Below are 20,952 nucleotides of genomic sequence, written 5' to 3'. Positions count from 1 at the left end.
TTATTCCTCTGCATCCGGTATGTATTTATATAAGAAAAGCATTTGTACCATCATAAAAGCAATCATCAAGCCGGGTGCTATAAATGTTTTAAAGGTAACCCAGTCATCCGTATTGTAGTTGTACATAACGTAAACGTTGATAAAACCGACAATGATAAAGAAGCTGGCCCAGCTAAAGTTTAAGCGTTTCCAGATAAAAGACGGTAAAGTTAAATTGCCGGACATCATTCTTTCAATAAAGGTTTTTTTACCTATAAAATGACTCCCTAAAAAAGCGAGGCCAAATAACCATTCGATGATGGAAAACTTCCATTTAAGATATTGCTCATCATGTAAATAAATAGTGGCGCCACCGAAGACAACCACCAAAGCTAGGGTAATCCATTGCATGGTTTCGACTTTACCGTGTTTAAACCAAGCGTAAGTTACTTGAATAATAGTTGCCACAATAACAACAGCAGTCGCTATATAAATATCATAAACTTTATAGGCAATAAAAAATAAAATAATAGGAAAAAATTCAAAGATTTGTTTCATAGGTTCCGGGGTATGATTGGTCAGGCGTAAATTACTATAGTCTTCTTTTGATCAATTGACCTTGAAGAGAGTTAGATTATAGTTTAATTAATTGGTCTGTTTGCTTGTTTAGGCAGCGAATAGTTAATGTCCATTTTTACTTTCGATATCAGATTGACTGTTTATTAATTGTTTATTTTTAATAAACGTTAATAATAACCTAAATTTTCATAAGCTGGTTGCCTACTTTAAGCAAGTCATTGTAAAATTTTTCATCGGGAATGTACATATCTGTAGTGCTGTTTCTGCTAGAATATCTGATTTTGGAGAATTTTAATGGCTAAAAAATCACAAATTGAATTAGAGGCTGCGGCATTCAGGCATTTTGTCAGTCATTTACAGCAGCACACTGAAGTACAAAATATCGACTTAATGCTATTGGCAGATTTTTGCAGAAATTGTCTTGCCAAGTGGTATACAGAAGCGGCAATAGAGCAGGGTATAACTATGGATTATGAGCAGGCTAGAGAAATGATCTATGGGATGCCTTATAAGGAATGGAAAGATAAATTTCAAGAAGAAGTAACCCCCGAACAATTGACTGCTTATAAACTGAAACAACAGGCAAAATTAAGCGCATCAGGGGCTTAGTAATAAGCTATCAACGATATTGAGGTAATAGCCGATATAGGTTTAATGAAACTAAATACGGCTCCCGTTCAATAGTAATATTACGCCGTAATAAACGCGCTTCTTTTGCTGCGGGTAGTTCGGGCAGCAAGGTTTTGTCAGGTAATGGTTTATCAGGTGTGGTTACATAAAAAACAGGGGTGTGGGCATAGCGCTGAATACGGTGTTCTTGCTGTCCTTTTTGAATATACAAATTAACACGTTGATGAATACTCTCGGGGTATATCCGTACCAAAACAGAATCGTCAATACTATTAAATAGTTTAATATCGGCCTGAATGAAGGCTTCATCTGAAGTGCTGTACTGCGCGAGACGATTTAATTTTTCCAGGATTTGTTGTCGATTGAGCTTAATGGTTTTTCGATACCGATTCCAGAAAAAACCGGCTGATAAAACAGGGTAGGGCAAAGCCACAAACTGTCGGCAAGCTTGTCTGATATTTAAGCGTGGATAGCCTAAACGATGAAGAATTTTCTTTGACAGTCGGTTACTGTTGATAGACGTACCATTTATTTCGTTGTCTTTTTTTTGACTGATAATCGGGGTAAACCGATCTATCTTGATGAGTTGCTGATGTAAAGCAAGTCTACTGTTATTGACGGCTTCGACTGCCATAAAAGTTGCCTGTGAACAGGGTGCCAAGCCGTTGTGCTGTAGAGTTTTTCCAGCTTCTTGATCATCGGTTTCATAACTCCAGTTCAACACCAAATTTTTTAATGTTTGCCTTGCAGTTAATGGATCAGGACTCGACTGTATCCAAAGAGGATATTCGCTATCCTGATCCAATAACTCAACCAGGTTAGTATGTGCGTCCTTAAATTTGTTTAATAGGGCAATTAGTTCAACGGTTAATTCGGTTTCTTTCGACATTTAAATTACCTTAATAATTTTAATTTTAAATTCTATTATCACATAGTAGACGCTTTTATGTGATTTACAAGACTGCTTTTGGAAGGAACTAATCCTATTAATTATATGATAATAGAACCTTTTAATTATCAAAACTTTTGATAATTTTTACTCTGCAATGTATACAAAAAACTAATTAGAGTCCGAACACGTATATATTACAAAACCCTTGATTTATATCTCTATTGAGCGTGGGCAACTTAATTAGCCTGTTTAAAATGAAAAACTTCAAGTTCCCACTTTAAGACAAGTTATTAATCACAACCCAATGCAAAGACAAAAATTACCATTAAGCGTCAGAACGAATTGTGCAGACGCTTAAATTTTATGGCGACGCAAAAAATAAGTCTCTTATTTAAGTGCCAATGCGGCATCATGTACAGCTTCAGAAAGGGTAGGCCTAGCATGAATAGTTCTTGCCAAGTCTTCACTGCTGGCAGAAAATTCCATTGCCAGTACGGCTTCTGCTATCAGTTCGGAAGCTTGTGTACCAATGATATGAACGCCAAGTATCTTGTCGTTTACAGCAGAAGCGATGATTTTAACCATACCTTCCGATTTCCCCATCGCCAATGCACGGATGGTTGCTGTTAATGGATAAATACCAATTTTTATGGCTTCGCCAGTGGCACGTAGCGCTTGTTCAGTTTGGCCTACCCAGGCAATTTCAGGTTCAGTATATATAACACTCGGTAAATTTCCGTAGTTTATGGGGTTATGAAATCCTGCAATAATATCGGCAACAAAAATACCTTCCTCTATACCCTTATGTGCCAACATTGGCCCCAGTAAGGTTAAATCACCAATGGCATAAACACCGGGCAAATTGGTACGACAATTACCATCAACATAAATATAGCCATTTTCATCGAGTAACAAGTTAGCTTCAGGCGCAGCCAATTCTGATGTATTAGGTTTTCGACCACTGGCAACAATCAATTTATCGACACGGAGACTGTGAGTACCATCCTGATCTTGATAATCTACGGTAACTTTTTTGTTGGCTTTTTTTGCAGAAATAACTCGGGCACCCAAACGTAAATCAAGACCTTGGTCCTGATAAATACGATAAGCTTCGCCTGAAACTTGCTGATCCAATAAGGATAAAAAATTTTCTTGTGCTTCCAGTAATATCGTTTCAGCACCCAATCTATTCCAGATACTGGCTAATTCAAGGCCTACGACTCCGGCACCAATAATAGCCAATTTTTTGGGTACCACATCCAAATTTAAAGCCGCCATAGAATCAATAATAAATTCATTGTCTATGGGAGCATAAGGTAATTTTATTGGCGATGAACCTGTCGACAGAATAATATGCTCTGCATCTAGTATGGACAGTTCTGCGGTATCCATGGCTGCTATTTCCACTTGCCGTAAATTAAGCAATTTAGCCTTTGCCTGAATATAGTCTATTTTGTGATGAGCAAACAAGTCAGCCATCTTATGACCGATTTGATCGATAATTTTATCTTTACGTTGAACCATTTGCGGTAAATCTAAATTAACCCCTTCAACATGAATACCATGATTTTCTATATCATGCTTAAGTTGGTGATATAGCTTTGCAGACTCCAGCAAGGTCATGGAAGCAACGCCTCCGGTATTAAGATGAGAGCCACCTAAACGGCCTTGGTTTTTTTTGTTACGCCAATTATCAATACAGGCAGTTTTTAAGCCTTGTTGTGCACAACGAATTGCACTGGCAAAACCGGCAGGGCCGGCACCTATAACAATGACATCGTAATGTGATTTCTTTTTTAGCATAAATTTAAATGTTTAGTAGAAGGTGAGCGGGAGCTTCCAGGCATTCTTTTATAGTAACTAGAAATTGTACGGCTTCACGACCATCAACCAGTCGGTGATCATAGGATAGGGCTAAATACATAATTGGCCTGATGACAATTTGGCCGTTTTCAACAACCGCACGTTCCTTAATGGCATGCATACCTAAAATGGCGCATTGAGGCGGATTAAGTATGGGGGTGGATAGCATTGAGCCAAACACACCACCGTTGGTAATGGTAAATGTTCCCCCTTTTAAATCATCATAGGTTAGCGTTCCTGATCTGGCTTTTTCGCCATAATTGGCGATGCTCTTTTCAATACCGGCAAAATCAAGTTGATCGGCATCCTGCAATACGGGCACTATCAAACCGCGCGGCGTACTAACGGCAATACCCAAGTCATAGTAACCGTGGTAGATAATATCGTTACCGTCTATAGAGGCATTGATGGCAGGGAAGCGCTTTAAAGCCTCAATGGAGGCTTTAACAAAAAACGACATAAAACCCAATTTAACGGCATGTTTTTGTTCGAATCGTATTTTATATTGGTTACGAAGATCAATGACATTTTGCATATTAACTTCATTGAAAGTTGTCAACATGGCTGCATTTTGTTGGGCTTGCAACAAGCGCTCAGCAACTTTGGCTCTTAAACGCGTCATTGCAACACGTTGTTCTGGTCGCAGATTTGAGTCAATCGTTGTCGGTGCGATTGTTTTTACTGTTTCCGGTTTGACTTCAGTTGCAGTGCCTGGTGATGGTAAACTATTTTCTTTTTTTATAGTAACAGGTACTGGCTTGTTAAGATGCTCCAAAACATCAGTCTTGGTCAGTCGGCCACTTTTTCCGGTACCTTTTATCTGCAAAGGATCCAAGGTATTTTCATGAACCAAGCGACGAACTGAGGGACTTAACGGGATATCTTCCTCACTTGGTTCAGTTGTTTTAGGAGCTGTTTGTTTACTTTCGGTAACTGGCTGCTCTTTAGCTGATTCAGATTCCAATAAAGCCAGAACTTCACCGCCGGTAACAATAGCACCATTTTCCTTAAGGATTTGGCTAAGTATACCTGACTCAGGCGCGGTGACTTCAAGTACCACTTTATCGGTTTCAAGATCAACAAGATTTTCGTTCTTGTTAACGAAGTCGCCGGCTTGCTTATGCCAGATAATCAGCGTTGCATCAGAAACAGATTCGGGTAGATTGGGAACTAGGACTTCAATGCTCATGTTATTTTCCTGAAGGGTCGCCGTATAAGGCTGATTGAACGACAGCTTTTTGTTGTTCTATATGGACATGGAACTTACCGACAGCAGGTGCTGCAGACGCTTCCCGACCGGCATAAGTGATGCTGATACGGGCCTGCAGACTATCGGTAAAATGATGTTTGGATTGATGCCAGGCACCCTGATTTTGTGGTTCTTCCTGACACCAGATAAAATCTTTCAAATGCGGATATTTCGCCAATTCCAGTTTTAGCAATTTGTCCGGAAAAGGATACAGTTGTTCAAGACGTGCAATGACAACATGCTGAAGATTATCTTGGCGACGGGCTTCAAGCAAATCGAAATAAACTTTACCTGCACATAAAATAAAACGGGTAACTTTTTTGGGATTAATGTTATCTTGCTCCCCAATGACAGGCTGAAACTTTCCATCGGTCAAATCTTCTAGGGTAGATACTGCGAGCTTATGCCTTAGCAGACTTTTTGGGCTCATAACAATCAAGGGTTTTCGGTAGCTACGTATTAATTGACGCCGTAATAAGTGGAATATTTGTGCGGGAGTGGTTGGGTTACAAACCTGGATATTATGTTCGGCACAGAGTTGTAAATAACGTTCCAGCCTGGCTGATGAGTGTTCCGGACCTTGACCTTCAAAACCATGGGGTAACAACATGACCAGACCACATAAACGTCCCCACTTGGTTTCTCCGGAACTAATAAACTGGTCAATAACCACTTGGGCACCATTGGCAAAATCGCCAAATTGGGCTTCCCAAATAACTAGAGTATTAGGCATGGTCGTGCTATATCCGTATTCAAAACCTAAGACGCCTGCCTCCGATAACAAGGAATCAAAAATCTGGGCACGACCTTGATCTTTGTCCAGATGTTTAATGGGCGTATAGGTTTTATTATTAAGTTGATTATGCAATACCGCATGGCGATGAACAAATGTTCCCCGACCGACATCTTGACCGGTCAATCTGACATGGAATTTTTCCAATAGGAGGCTGGCATAAGCCATGTTTTCAGCAAAACCCCAATCTATTGGCATGGCACCTGCCGCCATTTTCAGGCGGTTTTCCATGACTTTGGCAACTCTGGGATGTATTTCAAAGCCGGCCGGCAATCGTTGCATTCTGTCATTACAAAAACGTAATTGATCCAACGATATTGCTGTGTTGCAGGGAATATCCCAGCTTTTATTCAGATATTGGTTCCACTGATTGGTGTAAGAATAACTGGAACTATCCAGCACCGGTCTTGAAACCACCTGACCGGCTTCAAGCAGTTTTTGATAATCCTGCTCCATTGTTGCAGATTGTTCTGCATTAATAATGCCGTCATTAATTAATTTTTGGGCATAGAGTGTCCTTGTGGTTTTGTGCTTGCGGATTTTTTTATACATGCCGGGCTGAGTAGCGGCAGGGTCGTCCGCTTCATTGTGACCAAGACGGCGATAGCAAATAAGATCGATGACGACATCTTTATTAAAGGTCATTCGATAATCAAGAGCGAGTTTGGTTACAAAGATAACCGCTTCCGGATCATCACCGTTAACATGAAAAACGGGTGCCTGAATCATGCTGGCAACATCCGTACAATACAAAGTAGATCTGGCATCTGCCGGATTACTGGTGGTAAAGCCGATTTGATTGTTAATAACAATATGCACGGTACCACCGGTAAAAAAAGCACGGGTTTGCGACATATTCAGGGTTTCCATGACAATACCTTGTCCGGAAAAGGCAGCATCCCCATGAATCAAGATTGGAATAACCGTACTAATACCATTTTCTCCTGCCCTATCTTGGCGAGCTTTTACCGAACCTTCAACAACGGGGTTGATAATCTCCAAATGTGAAGGGTTAAAAGCCAGCGTTAAATGTACAGGGCCACCCGGCGTCGCAATATCGGAGGAAAAACCCATGTGATATTTCACATCACCTGATCTGGCACCGGGTAACAGCATGGATGTACCTGCAAATTCATCGAACAGGCTGGCAGGGCTTTTTCCCAGGATATTAACCAGGACATTTAAGCGGCCTCTATGCGCCATACCCATCACAATTTCTTTAACACCTTTATCGCCGGAACCCTGAATTAATTCATCCAATATTAAAATAAGAGCTTCACCCCCTTCAAGAGAAAAGCGTTTTTGACCGACAAATCGATGATGTAAATGACTTTCTATACCTTCCGCGGCAGTCAGCAGTTTTAATAGCCAGTGTTTTTTCTCAGGTTCCAGTATTAAATTAATTTTAGAACTTTCCAATCGACTAATTAACCAACGTCTGATATGCGTATCAACAATATGCATATACTCGGAGCCAATACTACCGCAGTAAATTTCTGTCAGGTTAGCAATAATAGCGCGTAAGGGTAGGCGATCAACACCGCCAAAAAGTGTACCGGTATCAAATAGTGTCTCCATATCCGGCTCGGATAGTCCGTAATAAGCCGCATCCATGTCGGGTGGTGGAGGGGTTGTTTTTCCTAATGGATTACTGTTGGCAATTTGATGTCCACGAACCCGGTAATGGTTAATGAGCCGGGACACAGCAGCCTGTTTTTTTACACTTTCTTCGGTAAAGCCTTGTAATTGTGCCAGCCTTCCTTGTGATTTTATAGCCAGTTGCGCAAAGCGTTTTACCACGGGACTGTGAGGGGTCTCATAAGTGGTGCCATGATGAATGGCCGTAAACTCTTTTTGCCAACTGGGTTCAACAGATTCAGGGTCGTCCAAAAACTGTTCGTATAAGTTTTCAATAAAACTGGCGTTGCTGCCTTGCAAGGAAGAAGAATCTTGAAAAAGTTTAAGCAGGTTACTCATCATGGATATCCAGTTTATTCTGCACTGAGTTAGTCTTTATAGTAAATCTTGACAGGCTATATCGCCAAGGTTTTATGAGGAAATTATTCGCTGGTTTAGTAAGGTATTTTGGTGTGTGCTAAAGCGGCTATTATTGATCTTCTATTTATGTTGTCTGCTAACGATAACACATTGTATTAAATAATGATTTATTTTTATACATGTCGCTCTTTAATAATGTCTCATCACATAAATAAAGGCCTTGCCCATTAAACAAAAAAGTCCCGTTACGGGACTTTTTTGTTTGATCTGGGAAGTGAAATTTAGGTGTGGCTGATGCCGGCACTTATTCTTTGCGCTCTTTTTTCACTGGATTTTTCTATTTTTGAAAAAACTTTAAGTATATCGGTTGCTGATATAATTCCGACCAAATGATTATCTTTGTCGACAACCGGTAATGCACCCACTTTATTGTCAGCCATAATAGCGGCCGCTTCAAAGGCATAAGTTTCCGGGTTAACGGTCAATACGCCACGGCGCATGATATGTTGTACTTTTTGTGGAACAACATGTTGTTCTACAGAATTTTTGCCGCTGGCAGGTTCAATAACATTAGAGTTGTTTTTTGGCCCGAGGGCTTTATACAAATCCCGGTCAGAAACAATGGCGATGAGTTTGCCTTTTTCAACGACTGGTATATGACGAACTTTTTCATAATGGATTAAAAAAAAGACCCGATCAATCAAGTCGTGTTGCTCGACGGTAAATACTTTTGTTTTCATTAAATCTTCAACACGCATCACATATTCTCCTGATTGGAAGTAAACCTTGTAAGAATAGGGAAATAATCGCATTTTTACAAGAGATTAAGTAGGTTGTGTTATAAAATATACTGCTATATTTTATAGTTAGCCATACAACCTAACAACGTTATTTTTTGTAGTTACTTAAACCCCTGTTATTTATATATATTTGTCTTACTTGACACACTAGGAGTTATTTTATGCACGTCATCCTGTTAGGAAGCCCCGGTTCTGGTAAAGGAACTCAAGCTCAGTTTATTACCGAAAAATATGCCATTCCACAAATTTCAACAGGTGATATGCTACGCGCAGCAGTTCGTGATGGTACGTCACTGGGTATTGAAGCAAAAAAAATAATGGTTGCCGGCGGCCTGGTTTCAGATGATATTATTTTGGGTTTAATTAAAGAACGAATTGCCCAGCCTGATTGTGTTAACGGTTTTTTACTGGATGGTTTTCCCAGGACTATTATCCAGGCTGAAGGGCTTGATGCAATGGGAATAAAAATTGATAATGTTATAGAAATTGCTGTTGCCGATGAAGATATCGTAAAACGCATTGCCGGTAGAAGAGTACATTCACAATCCGGACGTACTTATCATGTTGAGTATAATCCACCTAAAGTTGAGGGCATCGATGATGTTACCGGCGAAGCATTGATTCAGCGTGATGATGACAAAGAAGAAACCGTACGTAAAAGACTGTCGGTATATCACGAACAAACTAAACCTTTAGTCGGATATTATTCAGCAGCCGGGCAGGGCGTAAAATTCAATTCTATTGCCGGTATTGGGGCTGTTAATGAAATTACCAACAAAGTTTTTGCTATTCTTGGTTAAACATACCGGAAAAAACTAATGATTATAAAAATGCATGATTGATTAACACTCTGTAAATGCCGACTTTTTGTCTTCCCAAGATTAATTTACCGGACAGACAAAAAGCAGCATCTTGTCAAACGATCATGCAGTTGTTTCTGCTTTAACAAAAAGGTATTAATAAATGAGTAAAGTTTATAACGTTGCTGTTGTCGGTGCAACGGGTGCAGTAGGTGAGGCCATACTGTCAATTTTAGAAGAACGCCAGTTTCCCGTAGGCGAAGTTTATGCGTTAGCCAGTAGTAATTCTGTAGGCAAACGCATTCCCTTTAAAGGTGGCTCGTTAAAAGTAGAAGATTTAGCTACTTTCGATTTTGCTAAAGTACAAATTGGCTTGTTTTCACCAGGCGCGGCTGTTTCAGAAATATATGCACCCAAAGCTGCTGCTGCAGGCTGTATAGTTATTGATAATACCTCACAATTTCGTTATGACGATGACATTCCTTTGGTGGTACCTGAGGTTAATCCCGAGAAAATAGCTGATTATAAAAATCGCGGGATTATTGCCAATCCAAATTGTTCAACAATTCAAATGTTGGTGGCATTAAAACCAATTTATGATGCCGTAGGCATAACCCGGATAAATGTCTGTACTTACCAGGCTGTCTCCGGAACGGGTAAAGAAGCCATCGAAGAATTAGGCAGGCAAACACTTAATTTGCTTAACTTGCAGCCGATTACCCCCAGTGTCTATCCAAAACAAATTGCGTTCAATGTTTTACCGCAAATTGACGTGTTTATGGATAATGGTTATACCAAAGAAGAGATGAAGATGGTTTGGGAAACCCAAAAAATATTGGGTGATACTACCATCATGGTTAATGCAACTGCAGTACGGGTGCCGGTTTTTTATGGTCATTCTGAAGCAGTACATATTGAAACACGGTCAAAAATTACTGCCGAATCGGTTAGGGCATTGCTGGAAAAAGCACCCGGAATAACTGTTATGGATAAGCGAAAAAATGGCGGTTATCCAACAGCGGTAACAGAATCCTCAGGCCATGATGATGTTTTTGTCGGACGTATAAGAGAAGATATCTCACATCCACAAGGCATTGATTTATGGGTAGTTGGTGATAATATTCGAAAAGGTGCAGCATTAAATAGTGTGCAAATAGCAGAGGTACTGGTAAAAGATTATATCTAGGCTACTATTAACGCTGTATTTGATGGTTGAAATATGAGGCTGTAGCAATAAACAGGTTTAAAATGAGTCATTCGTACAATTTAGCCAAGCTTTTAGCGTTATTATCTTTACTGGCTCCGGCCAGTGGATATCCGTTAGGTATTGGTGGAATTAAATTACATTCTGCACTTAATCAAAATCTGGATGCTGACATTTCATTGGTACTATCAACAGGTGATAAAGCCGCCGACATAAAAGTTAATTTAGCACCGCCTGACAAGTTTGATGAGGCAGGCATTCCCTGGACCCCTTTCTTGTCAAAAATAAAATTGGCAATAATAATCGGTGCTAATGATTCAGTCATCATAAAACTTAGTTCAAGAGAAGTCGTTAAAGAACCTTTCCTGAATTTTCTGCTTGAGGTGAATTGGTCCAAAGGTAGTTTGTATCGAGAATTTACAGTGCTGCTGGATCCTCCGGCAGCTTATAAAAAGCCACATGTTTTTACACAGGATAATCTTGAGAGCTACCAATCTGAACAGCTTGATAACTCTCAATATGAACCAACTACCAGTGGGGCAGTTAGTTATGGGCCCACCAATAAAAATGATACACTTTGGAAAGTTGCAGAAAATGCCGGTAAACAATCAGGCGTTTCTGTAGAACAAATGATGCTAGCCTTGTACGAAACAAACCCTGATGCATTTAACAAGGAAAACATGAATGCCTTGGTGACAGGAAAAACGCTAAAAATTCCAGAGCGGGAAAGTATTTTAAAGTATTCACAAAAACAGGCTTTAGCTGAATTCAACCGACACAAAAAATCTTGGCAAGAGCGTTTAAAATCCGCTGCTGTTGTTACACCGGAACCCGCTAAAAAAGAAACACCCGAAAAGCAGTTAACCTTAACTGCTCCTACAGAAGAAAATATCCATGAAAACGCAACTATAGCGCCAATAAATGAGCCGGTAATCGCAAAAAAACAAGTTGATGAACTAACAACTCCGACCATTAATAAAGAAACTATCAATGTTGCGTTACAAACTAAAGTCACCGAACTTGAAAAGCAACTGGCTACGATGCAACAAATACTGGCCGTAAAAAACCAGCAACTGGCTGCGTTACAAAGCCAGTTTCAAGAAAAATCAACGCCAGAACAAACCAATCTTATTAATTCAACAAATCAACAACCCATTCAACCCGTTACCAAACCATTGCTGGAAGTAAAACGCGAAGTAATGCCATCAACAAATACCCATTATCTATGGTGGGGGATTGGTACAGCGGGGGTATCTTTACTGGGATGGTTTTGGTGGAAAAAACGCGAGCTTAATAGCCAAAATACCTTCGCTGCTATGAACATAGCTAAAGCACCTGATTTTACTTCAATTTTTTCTACAGCCAATGAAAAAGAAAGTGCAAAAAATACTGATGAAGATGGTAAACATCCTTTTTTCAGTGAAATTACCTTTGGTAATTCTGATACTTCTGATAACTATCAGGGTGATATTGATCTTGTTTCCGAAGCTGACGTTTATTTGGCCTATGGGCGTTATCAACAAGCAGAAGAAATTATGCGTGAGGTTATTAAAGACCAACCCAATCGTGATGAATATAAATTAAAATTGCTGAAAATATTTTATTTGAACAAAAATAAACATGCTTTTGAAACCTATGCCAACGAATTAGCTAAAATCGGTAAGAAAAATAATGCTGAATTTTGGTTGGCAGTGAGTGAAATGGGCCATGAACTTTGTAAAGATTCAGCATTGTTTTTTTCTGAAATCGAGGCTGAAGCACTGCAAGAAAAAACAAGCCTGGAAAAAAAGCCTATAAAAGCCCCCTTCGTGTCATCTTTTGAAAATATGAATGATGGCGGTAAAGATAGTCTTCACAAAGCACCCGATAATTTATTGGATTTTGATTTTATTTCAGATTCAGATAGCGTTGTTGATAAACGGTCAATTAATGACAGTATTGATTTTAACCAAAGTCCTAATACAATAAAAACCGAAGATTCAAATGAGTCTTTAAAAAATGCAGGGTCGATGGCCGAAGATATTAAAGAAAACATTGAATTTGAATCATTAGATTTTAACGATGAGTCCAGTACAACTAAAATAAATGATTATCAAGAAAATGATAGCGGCGTTATAAATTTGTCCGATAAAAATCTCCCTTCTATTGAAGAAGTCTCGGTTAAATCATTTGATTTTGATCGTGATTTTGGCAATAACCTGCTTGATGAAAATTTTTATTTAGGTAAGGCTAAAACCGGTTCACATAAAGATAATGTTGTTGAGCAGGATAACCTGGCTGATAGGGATGAAATAGAAACGAAACTCAATTTGGCAAAAACGTATAATGATATGAATCACAGCGATGCCGCCAGAGGAGTGGCTTGTGATGTACCTGAAAAAGATACGAATGAACAACAAAAATACACTATTTTAAAAGAGTGACGTCACCGAATTTTCCTGCATTTAAGTATTGCTTATATTAAAAGTGGCAATACCAACTTAAATATTACTCAATCTTCCTTCTTCCTTGCTGGTTTAAACCTCGGCCTTTAGGCGGAATGGAGCGTCCTGCAACAAGCGAAGCGACGTTGCTTTATCGGGCGCGGATTGGAGAGGGGATGCAGACCTCTTCCCAATCTTTGGCTTCATCCCAAAGGGATGTTTCTTCATTGTTCAAATTAAACAAGCACTTGAATTAAGTGGTAAATCGGGTTATAAAACAGGCCAAAAAACAATTGGCAGAAATCATAGCTAAAACGAGAGGATTTTGATCTTTCAATTATTTCGTTTTTAGTCTTATAAAATTTAGGAGCATTTTTTGAAAGTATTAGTAACAGGAGCCGCTGGATTTATAGGTTCCGCACTGGCTATTCGTTTATTAGAACGCGGGGATGAAGTTGTAGGAATAGATAACCTTAATGATTACTATGATGTAAATTTAAAATTAGCAAGGTTGGAACAGTTAAGTAACTATGAAAGATTTAAATTTATAAAACTGGATATCTCAGATAGAACTGCAGTACATGAGCTTTTTAGCCATGAAAAATTTCAGAAAGTTATGCATCTCGCCGCTCAAGCAGGGGTCAGATATTCAATAACAAATCCTCATGCTTATATAGATTCCAACATTATTGGCTTTATCAATATATTAGAAGGATGTCGACATAATTCTGTAGAACATTTGGCCTATGCATCGTCAAGCTCTGTTTATGGTGCTAATACCAAGATGCCGTTTTCTACTCATGACAACGTTGATCATCCGGTTTCTCTTTATGCTGCCACCAAAAAATCAAATGAATTGATGGCACATACTTATAGTCATCTTTATCAATTGCCGACAACGGGCTTGCGTTTTTTTACTGTTTATGGACCTTGGGGAAGGCCGGATATGTCCTTATTCATGTTTACCCGTAATATTCTTGAAGGTAAACCCATTGATGTCTTTAATTATGGTAATCATCGTCGGGATTTTACTTATATAGATGATATTGTTGAAGGTATTATTAGAGTGCTTGATAAACCGGCACAGCCAAATGTTGACTGGAGCGGTAATCATCCTGATCCTGCTAGCAGTCTTGCGCCGTACCGTATCTATAATATAGGTAACAATACTCCGGTTAATCTTTTAACGTTTATTGAAACACTGGAAAAATGTTTAGGTAAACAGGCTATAAAGAATTTATTACCCTTACAACCAGGAGATGTTCCGGATACTTATGCTGACGTTGCTGATTTAGTCAATGATTTAGGCTATAAGCCGAACATGTTACTGGAAACGGGTATCAGCAATTTTGTTGAATGGTATAGACGTTTTTACAAGATCAGTTAAAAAATGATTTACAAGGCTATAAAACTGTAGAAGTAATTAAGAACGCACCAACCGACAGTTCCTTGGCGCTGGTGCAGCAAAAACTTGTTTAGCAGGTGATATGTTAGCCCACTTAAACAAAGGCCTATATGGTTCATACTTTATAAGTAAGGTCAGGACTTTTTGTGACTCCGGGTTTATCAACATTAAAGTGGTTTGCATAATTACAGTTTATCCATTTAGTCACTGTTACTCGATGTTCAAGTTTTTTTAGCTTGACTGGGACGAACCCAGATAAATCAAGGTACTTTCCTCAATAGACTCAAGTGCCACATGATCTTAATCATGGCTGTAAGGCTTGATTCAACAGGATTCTCTATAATCAAGAATTAAAAACTTGAACATTGAGTGTTAATATTTGAAGCATTTTTACGAACGAATAATTTTTAAGCTGATTATACCCAGTAACAGGGCGGGTGTTTTGTGTTGGAACATAATCAGCAAATAATCATTAATTTAACATAATATACATTATGCGAAGTTGAAAGACGGGGCTTTAGTCCTCAATATCAACTTGTTTATAGGTTTTAGTAACGTTACTTTAATTGTCAATAATAAACATCAGACTGTGAGCCGTTATGCTTCGCATACACTTTTTAATACCTGGTATGAAATATCACGACTATTTAAAACAATATATAGTGAAAAGTAGGCTTGATCGTGTGAAAGACTGTAATAACAACAAACACAAGAAGATGACCTACTTTTGTTTTGTGTTGTCGCTATCGCTCCAAGCTTTCGCAGGGTAACCCCCTTGCCCCTAAGGGGTGGATCTGACATCTGATAAATTGGCTGATGTGAAACCGATTTTTTTGAACAAAACGAAAGTGAGGTTTTTCGGGGTTTTCTGGAAAATATTTATTTTCTAAAAATTGCAAAGTTGGCAAGGGTTTTGCCATGGAGTTTTTATTTATTTTTAATAACTGAATATTTTGGCATAGATTATCAGTTTTTTACTGTGTTAGTAAATCCCTAAAATATCTATAAATATGCTGTTTTATGTAGCAATTAACCTAAAAAATCTTATAAATTGACTTAATTTGTAGTTAAAAACCTATATTTTGATAAATAAATAAATGGTATTTGTTTTCTAAAAATTGCAAAGTTGGTAAGGGTTTTGCGGTGGAGTTTTTATTTATTTTCAATAATTAATTAATTTGGCATGAAATTAGATGTATTGCTTTATAATAAAATCTATGATTTTTTTAAGATTACACTTGAAAATGTATTTATGATAATTATGTAATTACGATAATTATCATAATTTATTACACTTAATTTGACGCTTGAAGTTGCACAGTTGGCGCAATGTCAGTAAAGCTTTTTTCCTTCTTTTCAGCCTCCCTTGTTCCAGAGTAAACAGTCACCAGCTCGCCGTCTATCTTGCACTCAGTCTCGTTAAAATCGCCTGTTTTACAGTTTACAGCGTTCATGGTACGCAAATGCTTAGTAGTCGCATCATGTATATAAACTTTCAACCGTCCATTAAATATAGCCGTACCGGCTATACGGTAGCGTTTAGAATAAACAACCGCCTGGACGACTGGAACAATAACCGCTTGTGTATTACTTGGAACAGACGGATAAACAGGACTGGCAGGACTGGCAGGCGCTTGAACTGAAACAGACTTGGGTTTAGCGTAAGAGTTATTATGATAAAGATCATAAAACGTATAAGCGCCCCAAATAGCACCAACTAAAATAACCGGGGCAACGTAGCGAATATACCAATGATTCCAAACACTGAGCCTTTTATCAGCTCTAATCTCGATACCTGGTAAACCAGTTTCACTCTTGGTATGGGATTGGTAATATTTATAAATCGCTGGCTTGTAAGTACCAAGACCTGTTGTTTGTGCTTCGCCGGGTCTATCAATCGAAGGAATACACGCGGAGTAAATCTTAACAGTAAATGTTTTAGAAGATCCAGCCGCGTTATTTTTGATCGTTAAAACGGTTTGGTCTATCAGATCCCGTAAGTATTTAGCGATTTGACTAGGCGCTTGAGAAACTAACACTATTTCTTGTGTTAAGCCGCCCTCGCCTACTTTGTGCCGATGTTCGGCGAAAAACTCTTTATCCAATTTAGGAATATCGGTAACTTTTACACCAGACGACCACCAACGCCAACATTCATCAATAATAATGACTGCACCGCCTGGTATGGTCATCAAGAAATCACCTGGGCTTGCAGAATCATCCATATCATCATTGGTAAAAACAGAGATCCCGGCAAAGGTATCCGGGTAATCCTCAGAAATAGCCACCAAGTTTAACGGGATATTAGTATAAATTGGACGGCCAAGCGTTAACGCGGGTAAAAGCACGTTTTCAATGACACCATAACTTTTACCAGATCCCGGACGACCACAAAAATATTGAATAGCCATACATTAACCAATAAACGGTAATCTACGAATCAAGAACCGGACAAGATAAGCAGAAGTAATAATGGTCAAGCCGGTACCAATTTTGAACCAACCCAGTATAAACAGCGTAGCGATTGGCAACGCCGCTAAATTGCTGGATAGTTGACTAAAATCACAAACAGTACAAGCCGCAAAAATAGCATCAATACCGGATATAACGGCATCCGTTATAAACTCGATAATTTTTTGAGGTATATACAGCAATACCGATAGCAACCATTCACCAAAAGCGTGTAAATCTGGCATAAATCAAGCCCTCAAAACGATTAAAAAAGCCAACAACGCATAAATAAATAACGATACCGCTTGCAACGTTGGCCTGATTAAATCATCCATCGTGCAAAAAGCATCAATCGTTAAATTCACATTAATAAACGGGATAAATTCAGTAAAAATGGGACATTCCGGTGCAACATCAGAAAAGATAACCGTTGGCAGTTTAGATTTAAATTTTGCCGAAACAAGCCCAACTGAATCACCAATAGTACGAACCGTAGGTGTATCAGAAAAAGCCGCCGTATCTTTTTTTAACGCATTGGCTATACCATCCAACTTGCCATTAGTTGCACCTAGCGTGGTATCTTTAGCCAAGCCTAACGAATCGGGACAGGTATTAGTTTGCTCACAAGTACCGGCACTTGCGCCCTGACCCGTTCCCGTACCAGATCCTAAACCTGATACGGCATCGCCAGCCGCAATAATAGCCCTTACAAGATCATCGTTAACCATATCGCCATAAACTTGACCGTTACCGGGATTCTCAGCCGGGATAGCGTTGGCATGGTTCATGGCATCACCTGCCGCAGTTTGCGCCGCCGCCGCCGCCAATAGTGAGTTGGCAGACTTGGCAAACGCCGCCGTATAATCTTTGACAGCATCCGCATAATTTTGAGCCGCCGCCAAGATCTGACTTGGCGTTGATCCGGTATTGGCCGCCACAGAATCAGATTGTGCTTTAGCTGAATTTTGCGCAGATAAAGCCGCCGCTTTTAAATTAACCTTAGCAGATTGAGCAGACGCGGCCGTTGCTGATTCAGTATCCGCTTGTAATTTTTTAGCGTCAGCAGTTGCTTTAATAGCCGCAATTTCAGCAGATCGGGCATTAGTCGCGGCTTGAACATCAGCCGCGTTGTTAGAACAAGATTGTTCTGCCGGTAAACAATCGTTAACGGGAGGACAATAAAAATTAGTGGGAGTAGATCCCGGAACCGAGGTAATACACAAGGTTATATCTGTTGAAACTTCACATTGCCCCGTATTGACATTAAAAAACTTACCGTCCGTTGGCGATGAATCGTTGCAATTTGGAGCAGAAACACATGAAGCCGTTGAAGTAGATCCCGAAGGTGCATATTGACCAGAAGGACAAGCAACAACAGGCGGAGAAGTACACGCATAAGGGGAAGTTGACGAACGCACTTGTGGAGAAACACAAGGAGTTGCATTAATACAATTAGCACCGGAAACAGTACCACCAGAAGGGCATGAATTAACAGAATTTATTTGTGTCCACGCACGCTCATCATTTGGTGTATTTTCAGCCCACGGGGTCATACAGTTTTGATTAGTACGTTGATAAGATTTATTAGATGATGGATTCCAACGAAAAACCAAGGGATAACCGCCTAGGCCAACATCAGAACAAGCTGATACAGGAGTAGAACGAACAGGAGACGCTGAATATTGATAACCAGAAACAACCGGATAAGTATCAGCAAAAACAAACGACGAAAAAAAGGATAATAAAGCGACCCACAAAAAAGATTTTAACAATGTAAGCCGCTTCATTAGTATCAGCCTATTTAATAGCAGAAAGAACCATTTTTGCGCCCTTTTTAATGACCAAAGGTAACGCCAAAAGCGCGGCAATAGCCAAAACAGCAGTGCCAACAGTTGAAAAATCAACCGCAGCAGTTAATGTACTAAAATCAGGGCCGACAGCAAAAGCAGAAACAGAAGAAACAGCCAAAACAGCACCAGCAACAAATTTTAAATAATTTTTCATGATAAACATCCTAAATAGTGATGGTTAAAGCAACCAACAAGCTCTTGGCAAAAGCCAAATTCATTTAAACAACTTCCAAAAATAATCAGCCCACAGACAACCGAAGCAGAAAAAAACCCAGTAATAAAGATCAACCATGTGAACCACCGGAAAGCATTTTTATCACTTGAGCAACGCCCCAAGCCACAGCATAAGCAGGAAAAACCACAGCCGCACCGGACGCCATAGCCGAAACGACAGCAACCGGATCTAATTGCGAAGGGTCAAACGGCAATGAGCTAGGAATATTGGAAAGCACACCCGAGCACGTTGGTGGATTGCTTAACGTCCAATCTACAGAGCAACTCAAAGCCGATGACATAAATTAACCAGCCTTACTAAATGTCGTTTTTACCGGATCAACTTCGACCAGTTTGGACACCTGGACAGAGTCAGCAGGCTTTAAAATAAAAAACTCCTCATCGTTAGCACGCATAGACAAACCGTAAGAGCCATTAGCAAAATATTCTTGCGTTGGTAACGACAACACAGCACCAACGTTTTTCTTTAAAAAGTTGATTTGTTCAGCCGTTGCATTTTTTAAATTAATATCAAATTGGCGCGGCTTGGTTTCCCGAGCACGCACTTTTATCCTTGGCGCACGGGTCAACGGGTCAATATCTTCGATCAGTTCAATAATTTTTAAGTTAGACATAGTTTTAAATCCTTGATTTAGGCGACTAAGCGCAAAGGGGTTTTAGGGTTAAAGTCGTGCGTTGGTACTTTTGGTTTTCGATACCAATCAGGCATTGAAAGCTGTTTTACTTCGATAATATCGCAAGACTTGAGCCGCAACGGAGCACGACTAATATCCAGCTTTTGAGATATATCAATCCCGACTTGCAAAAGTCGTTTTTTGTGTACTTTAAATTGCGTATTACGAACCATAGGCTCGCCATGAAGCCACATTAAATAGTGCATTTGTGTAGCATTGGCTGATTGCCGATTAGTGCATATTTTTGTTTCTAATAACTGGTCTGCTATTGTTTCAAATGACATTTTGGAAACCTCCAAGCGTTGTCTAATTTCAGTAATGACCTGTAGTTCTTTTTTAAAATCCTCTTCTTTTACCAATCCATAAGCACATAAATCATTACGCGCCAGATATTCGCGTTTAAAACTGTGTTCTTCACGAACTACACCGTTTTTAACGGTGTACTGTAAGAGATCCTCATAATATTGATAATCTTGCTCAGTGCCCCCTTTGCAGTGCTTTTTTTGATGTTTTAATAAATCTGTAGTTTTGCAGTAAACTTTGACATAGCGATAAGTCGAGCCATTGCCCTGTATATTTTTACTGTACCATTCGACGGTATTTTCATTCGGGTATAAATACGGCTGTATGGATCGATTGATTGAATGGCTAGACAGTGCTTTCATAAACGACTTTTCATTGCCAAGCCCAACCGAAAGGTTACGCGTAAAATCCACATGCTTAATAATTGCACCGTTATAAACTTTGATATTGCGCGCACCGTCCCGAGCAACTTTAAACGTAAATCCAGTACACTTGGTTAACAAAGGCAAGCCAAAACCTTTTAAAATATGGTTATAAACACCAATACATTGTTCAAAGGTTTTTAAGCCAAAAAGGTTATCCATTCGTGCCCATCGTGACGGATTGCCATAAACCGAGATCCGAAAACCATCACATTTGATGGTTATCATTGATGAATAAGAACCTTCAAGACGTAAATCAGAAATCAATGGATTTTTTTGTGTTTCGCCCGTGTCCAGGTCAAAGCGGTAAAACCCTTCTTTACCGACAAATGGTAATTGTTGACCATCAAGCAAATAATCTTGTGTAACGTTCAATTTATCAATAAAGAAGTTGTCCATGATT

Annotated in this window: 18 protein-coding genes; 5 read left to right on the top strand and 13 right to left on the bottom strand. The window is 39.3% G+C overall.

What is annotated here, in order from left to right; genetic code table 11:
• A complete protein-coding gene (locus tag KKZ03_RS14895; RefSeq protein WP_243217595.1) occupies positions 1-537 on the bottom strand; it encodes a septation protein A in 537 nt (178 codons plus the stop codon).
• A gap of 315 nt (positions 538-852) precedes the next feature.
• Here KKZ03_RS14895 and KKZ03_RS14890 point away from each other — a divergent pair, with 315 nt between their 5' ends.
• Positions 853-1,167, top strand: a complete 315-nt coding sequence (locus KKZ03_RS14890) for a DUF1244 domain-containing protein (RefSeq protein WP_243217594.1) — start codon at positions 853-855, stop codon at positions 1,165-1,167.
• 10 nt (positions 1,168-1,177) lie between these two features.
• Here KKZ03_RS14890 and KKZ03_RS14885 read toward each other — a convergent pair whose 3' ends face one another.
• The 5 genes from KKZ03_RS14885 to KKZ03_RS14865 form a co-directional block, all read right to left on the bottom strand.
• The gene (locus KKZ03_RS14885) at positions 1,178-2,077 is read right to left on the bottom strand and encodes a hypothetical protein (RefSeq protein ID WP_243217593.1); all 900 of its coding nucleotides are present in this window, start codon (positions 2,075-2,077) and stop codon (positions 1,178-1,180) included.
• A 390-nt stretch (positions 2,078-2,467) separates the two neighbouring features.
• Positions 2,468-3,883 (bottom strand): dihydrolipoyl dehydrogenase, encoded by a 1,416-nt coding sequence (gene lpdA, locus KKZ03_RS14880; protein ID WP_243217592.1) that lies wholly within the window; start codon positions 3,881-3,883, stop codon positions 2,468-2,470.
• A gap of 4 nt (positions 3,884-3,887) precedes the next feature.
• On the bottom strand, positions 3,888-5,132 hold the full coding sequence (gene odhB / locus KKZ03_RS14875; protein WP_243217591.1) for a 2-oxoglutarate dehydrogenase complex dihydrolipoyllysine-residue succinyltransferase: 1,245 nt from the start codon (positions 5,130-5,132) through the stop codon (positions 3,888-3,890).
• 1 nt (position 5,133) lies between these two features.
• The gene (locus KKZ03_RS14870; RefSeq protein WP_305852354.1) at positions 5,134-7,965 is read right to left on the bottom strand and encodes a 2-oxoglutarate dehydrogenase E1 component; all 2,832 of its coding nucleotides are present in this window, start codon (positions 7,963-7,965) and stop codon (positions 5,134-5,136) included.
• Positions 7,966-8,264: 299 nt separating this feature from the next.
• Positions 8,265-8,741, bottom strand: coding sequence for a CBS domain-containing protein (locus KKZ03_RS14865; RefSeq protein WP_243221640.1), 477 nt, complete (start codon positions 8,739-8,741; stop codon positions 8,265-8,267).
• A gap of 203 nt (positions 8,742-8,944) precedes the next feature.
• Between KKZ03_RS14865 and adk the strand changes: the two genes are divergently transcribed.
• From adk to KKZ03_RS14845, 4 genes are all read left to right on the top strand, one after another.
• Positions 8,945-9,583 carry an adenylate kinase gene (adk, locus tag KKZ03_RS14860; protein WP_243217590.1) on the top strand — a complete coding sequence of 213 codons (639 nt, stop codon included), beginning with the start codon at positions 8,945-8,947 and terminating at the stop codon, positions 9,581-9,583.
• A gap of 163 nt (positions 9,584-9,746) precedes the next feature.
• On the top strand, positions 9,747-10,769 hold the full coding sequence (locus tag KKZ03_RS14855; protein ID WP_243217589.1) for an aspartate-semialdehyde dehydrogenase: 1,023 nt from the start codon (positions 9,747-9,749) through the stop codon (positions 10,767-10,769).
• Positions 10,770-10,831: 62 nt separating this feature from the next.
• Positions 10,832-13,210, top strand: a complete 2,379-nt coding sequence (locus KKZ03_RS14850) for a FimV/HubP family polar landmark protein (RefSeq protein WP_243217588.1) — start codon at positions 10,832-10,834, stop codon at positions 13,208-13,210.
• Between the two features lie 376 nt (positions 13,211-13,586).
• On the top strand, positions 13,587-14,597 hold the full coding sequence (locus KKZ03_RS14845; RefSeq protein ID WP_243217587.1) for an NAD-dependent epimerase: 1,011 nt from the start codon (positions 13,587-13,589) through the stop codon (positions 14,595-14,597).
• A 1,313-nt stretch (positions 14,598-15,910) separates the two neighbouring features.
• Here KKZ03_RS14845 and KKZ03_RS14840 read toward each other — a convergent pair.
• From KKZ03_RS14840 to KKZ03_RS14810, 7 genes are all read right to left on the bottom strand, one after another.
• Complete coding sequence (locus KKZ03_RS14840) at positions 15,911-17,026, bottom strand: zonular occludens toxin domain-containing protein (RefSeq protein WP_243217586.1); 1,116 nt, start codon at positions 17,024-17,026, stop codon at positions 15,911-15,913.
• A gap of 3 nt (positions 17,027-17,029) precedes the next feature.
• Positions 17,030-17,311, bottom strand: a complete 282-nt coding sequence (locus tag KKZ03_RS14835; RefSeq protein ID WP_243217580.1) for a DUF2523 family protein — start codon at positions 17,309-17,311, stop codon at positions 17,030-17,032.
• A 3-nt stretch (positions 17,312-17,314) separates the two neighbouring features.
• Positions 17,315-18,853 carry a hypothetical protein gene (locus tag KKZ03_RS14830; protein WP_243217585.1) on the bottom strand — a complete coding sequence of 513 codons (1,539 nt, stop codon included), beginning with the start codon at positions 18,851-18,853 and terminating at the stop codon, positions 17,315-17,317.
• 10 nt (positions 18,854-18,863) lie between these two features.
• Positions 18,864-19,070: a hypothetical protein gene (locus tag KKZ03_RS14825; RefSeq protein ID WP_243217584.1), complete on the bottom strand. Its 207-nt coding sequence runs from the start codon at positions 19,068-19,070 to the stop codon at positions 18,864-18,866.
• A gap of 130 nt (positions 19,071-19,200) precedes the next feature.
• Positions 19,201-19,431 (bottom strand): hypothetical protein, encoded by a 231-nt coding sequence (locus tag KKZ03_RS14820; RefSeq protein ID WP_243217577.1) that lies wholly within the window; start codon positions 19,429-19,431, stop codon positions 19,201-19,203.
• Positions 19,432-19,434: 3 nt separating this feature from the next.
• Positions 19,435-19,764 (bottom strand): hypothetical protein, encoded by a 330-nt coding sequence (locus tag KKZ03_RS14815; protein ID WP_243217583.1) that lies wholly within the window; start codon positions 19,762-19,764, stop codon positions 19,435-19,437.
• A gap of 17 nt (positions 19,765-19,781) precedes the next feature.
• Entirely contained in the window at positions 19,782-20,948 is a 1,167-nt protein-coding gene (locus KKZ03_RS14810; RefSeq protein WP_243217582.1) for a phage/plasmid replication protein, read from the bottom strand.
• Between the last annotated feature and the right edge of the window lie 4 nt (positions 20,949-20,952).

Source organism: Methylobacter sp. S3L5C, from assembly GCF_022788635.1.
In the GTDB taxonomy this organism is placed as follows: Bacteria; Pseudomonadota; Gammaproteobacteria; order Methylococcales; family Methylomonadaceae; genus Methylobacter_C.
Note: the sequence above shows the minus strand (reverse complement) of the source record. Positions and strands in the feature narration are given on the sequence as shown.

Coding starts and splice junctions, on each gene's coding strand:
- KKZ03_RS14895 (WP_243217595.1), bottom strand. CDS start 537: ATGAAACAAATCTTTGAATTTTTTCCTATTATTTTATTTTTTATTGCC.
- KKZ03_RS14890 (WP_243217594.1), top strand. CDS start 853: ATGGCTAAAAAATCACAAATTGAATTAGAGGCTGCGGCATTCAGGCAT.
- KKZ03_RS14885 (WP_243217593.1), bottom strand. CDS start 2,077: ATGTCGAAAGAAACCGAATTAACCGTTGAACTAATTGCCCTATTAAAC.
- lpdA (WP_243217592.1), bottom strand. CDS start 3,883: ATGCTAAAAAAGAAATCACATTACGATGTCATTGTTATAGGTGCCGGC.
- odhB (WP_243217591.1), bottom strand. CDS start 5,132: ATGAGCATTGAAGTCCTAGTTCCCAATCTACCCGAATCTGTTTCTGAT.
- KKZ03_RS14870 (WP_305852354.1), bottom strand. CDS start 7,965: ATGATGAGTAACCTGCTTAAACTTTTTCAAGATTCTTCTTCCTTGCAA.
- KKZ03_RS14865 (WP_243221640.1), bottom strand. CDS start 8,741: ATGCGTGTTGAAGATTTAATGAAAACAAAAGTATTTACCGTCGAGCAA.
- adk (WP_243217590.1), top strand. CDS start 8,945: ATGCACGTCATCCTGTTAGGAAGCCCCGGTTCTGGTAAAGGAACTCAA.
- KKZ03_RS14855 (WP_243217589.1), top strand. CDS start 9,747: ATGAGTAAAGTTTATAACGTTGCTGTTGTCGGTGCAACGGGTGCAGTA.
- KKZ03_RS14850 (WP_243217588.1), top strand. CDS start 10,832: ATGAGTCATTCGTACAATTTAGCCAAGCTTTTAGCGTTATTATCTTTA.
- KKZ03_RS14840 (WP_243217586.1), bottom strand. CDS start 17,026: ATGGCTATTCAATATTTTTGTGGTCGTCCGGGATCTGGTAAAAGTTAT.
- KKZ03_RS14835 (WP_243217580.1), bottom strand. CDS start 17,311: ATGCCAGATTTACACGCTTTTGGTGAATGGTTGCTATCGGTATTGCTG.
- KKZ03_RS14830 (WP_243217585.1), bottom strand. CDS start 18,853: ATGAAGCGGCTTACATTGTTAAAATCTTTTTTGTGGGTCGCTTTATTA.
- KKZ03_RS14825 (WP_243217584.1), bottom strand. CDS start 19,070: ATGAAAAATTATTTAAAATTTGTTGCTGGTGCTGTTTTGGCTGTTTCT.
- KKZ03_RS14820 (WP_243217577.1), bottom strand. CDS start 19,431: ATGTCATCGGCTTTGAGTTGCTCTGTAGATTGGACGTTAAGCAATCCA.
- KKZ03_RS14815 (WP_243217583.1), bottom strand. CDS start 19,764: ATGTCTAACTTAAAAATTATTGAACTGATCGAAGATATTGACCCGTTG.
- KKZ03_RS14810 (WP_243217582.1), bottom strand. CDS start 20,948: ATGGACAACTTCTTTATTGATAAATTGAACGTTACACAAGATTATTTG.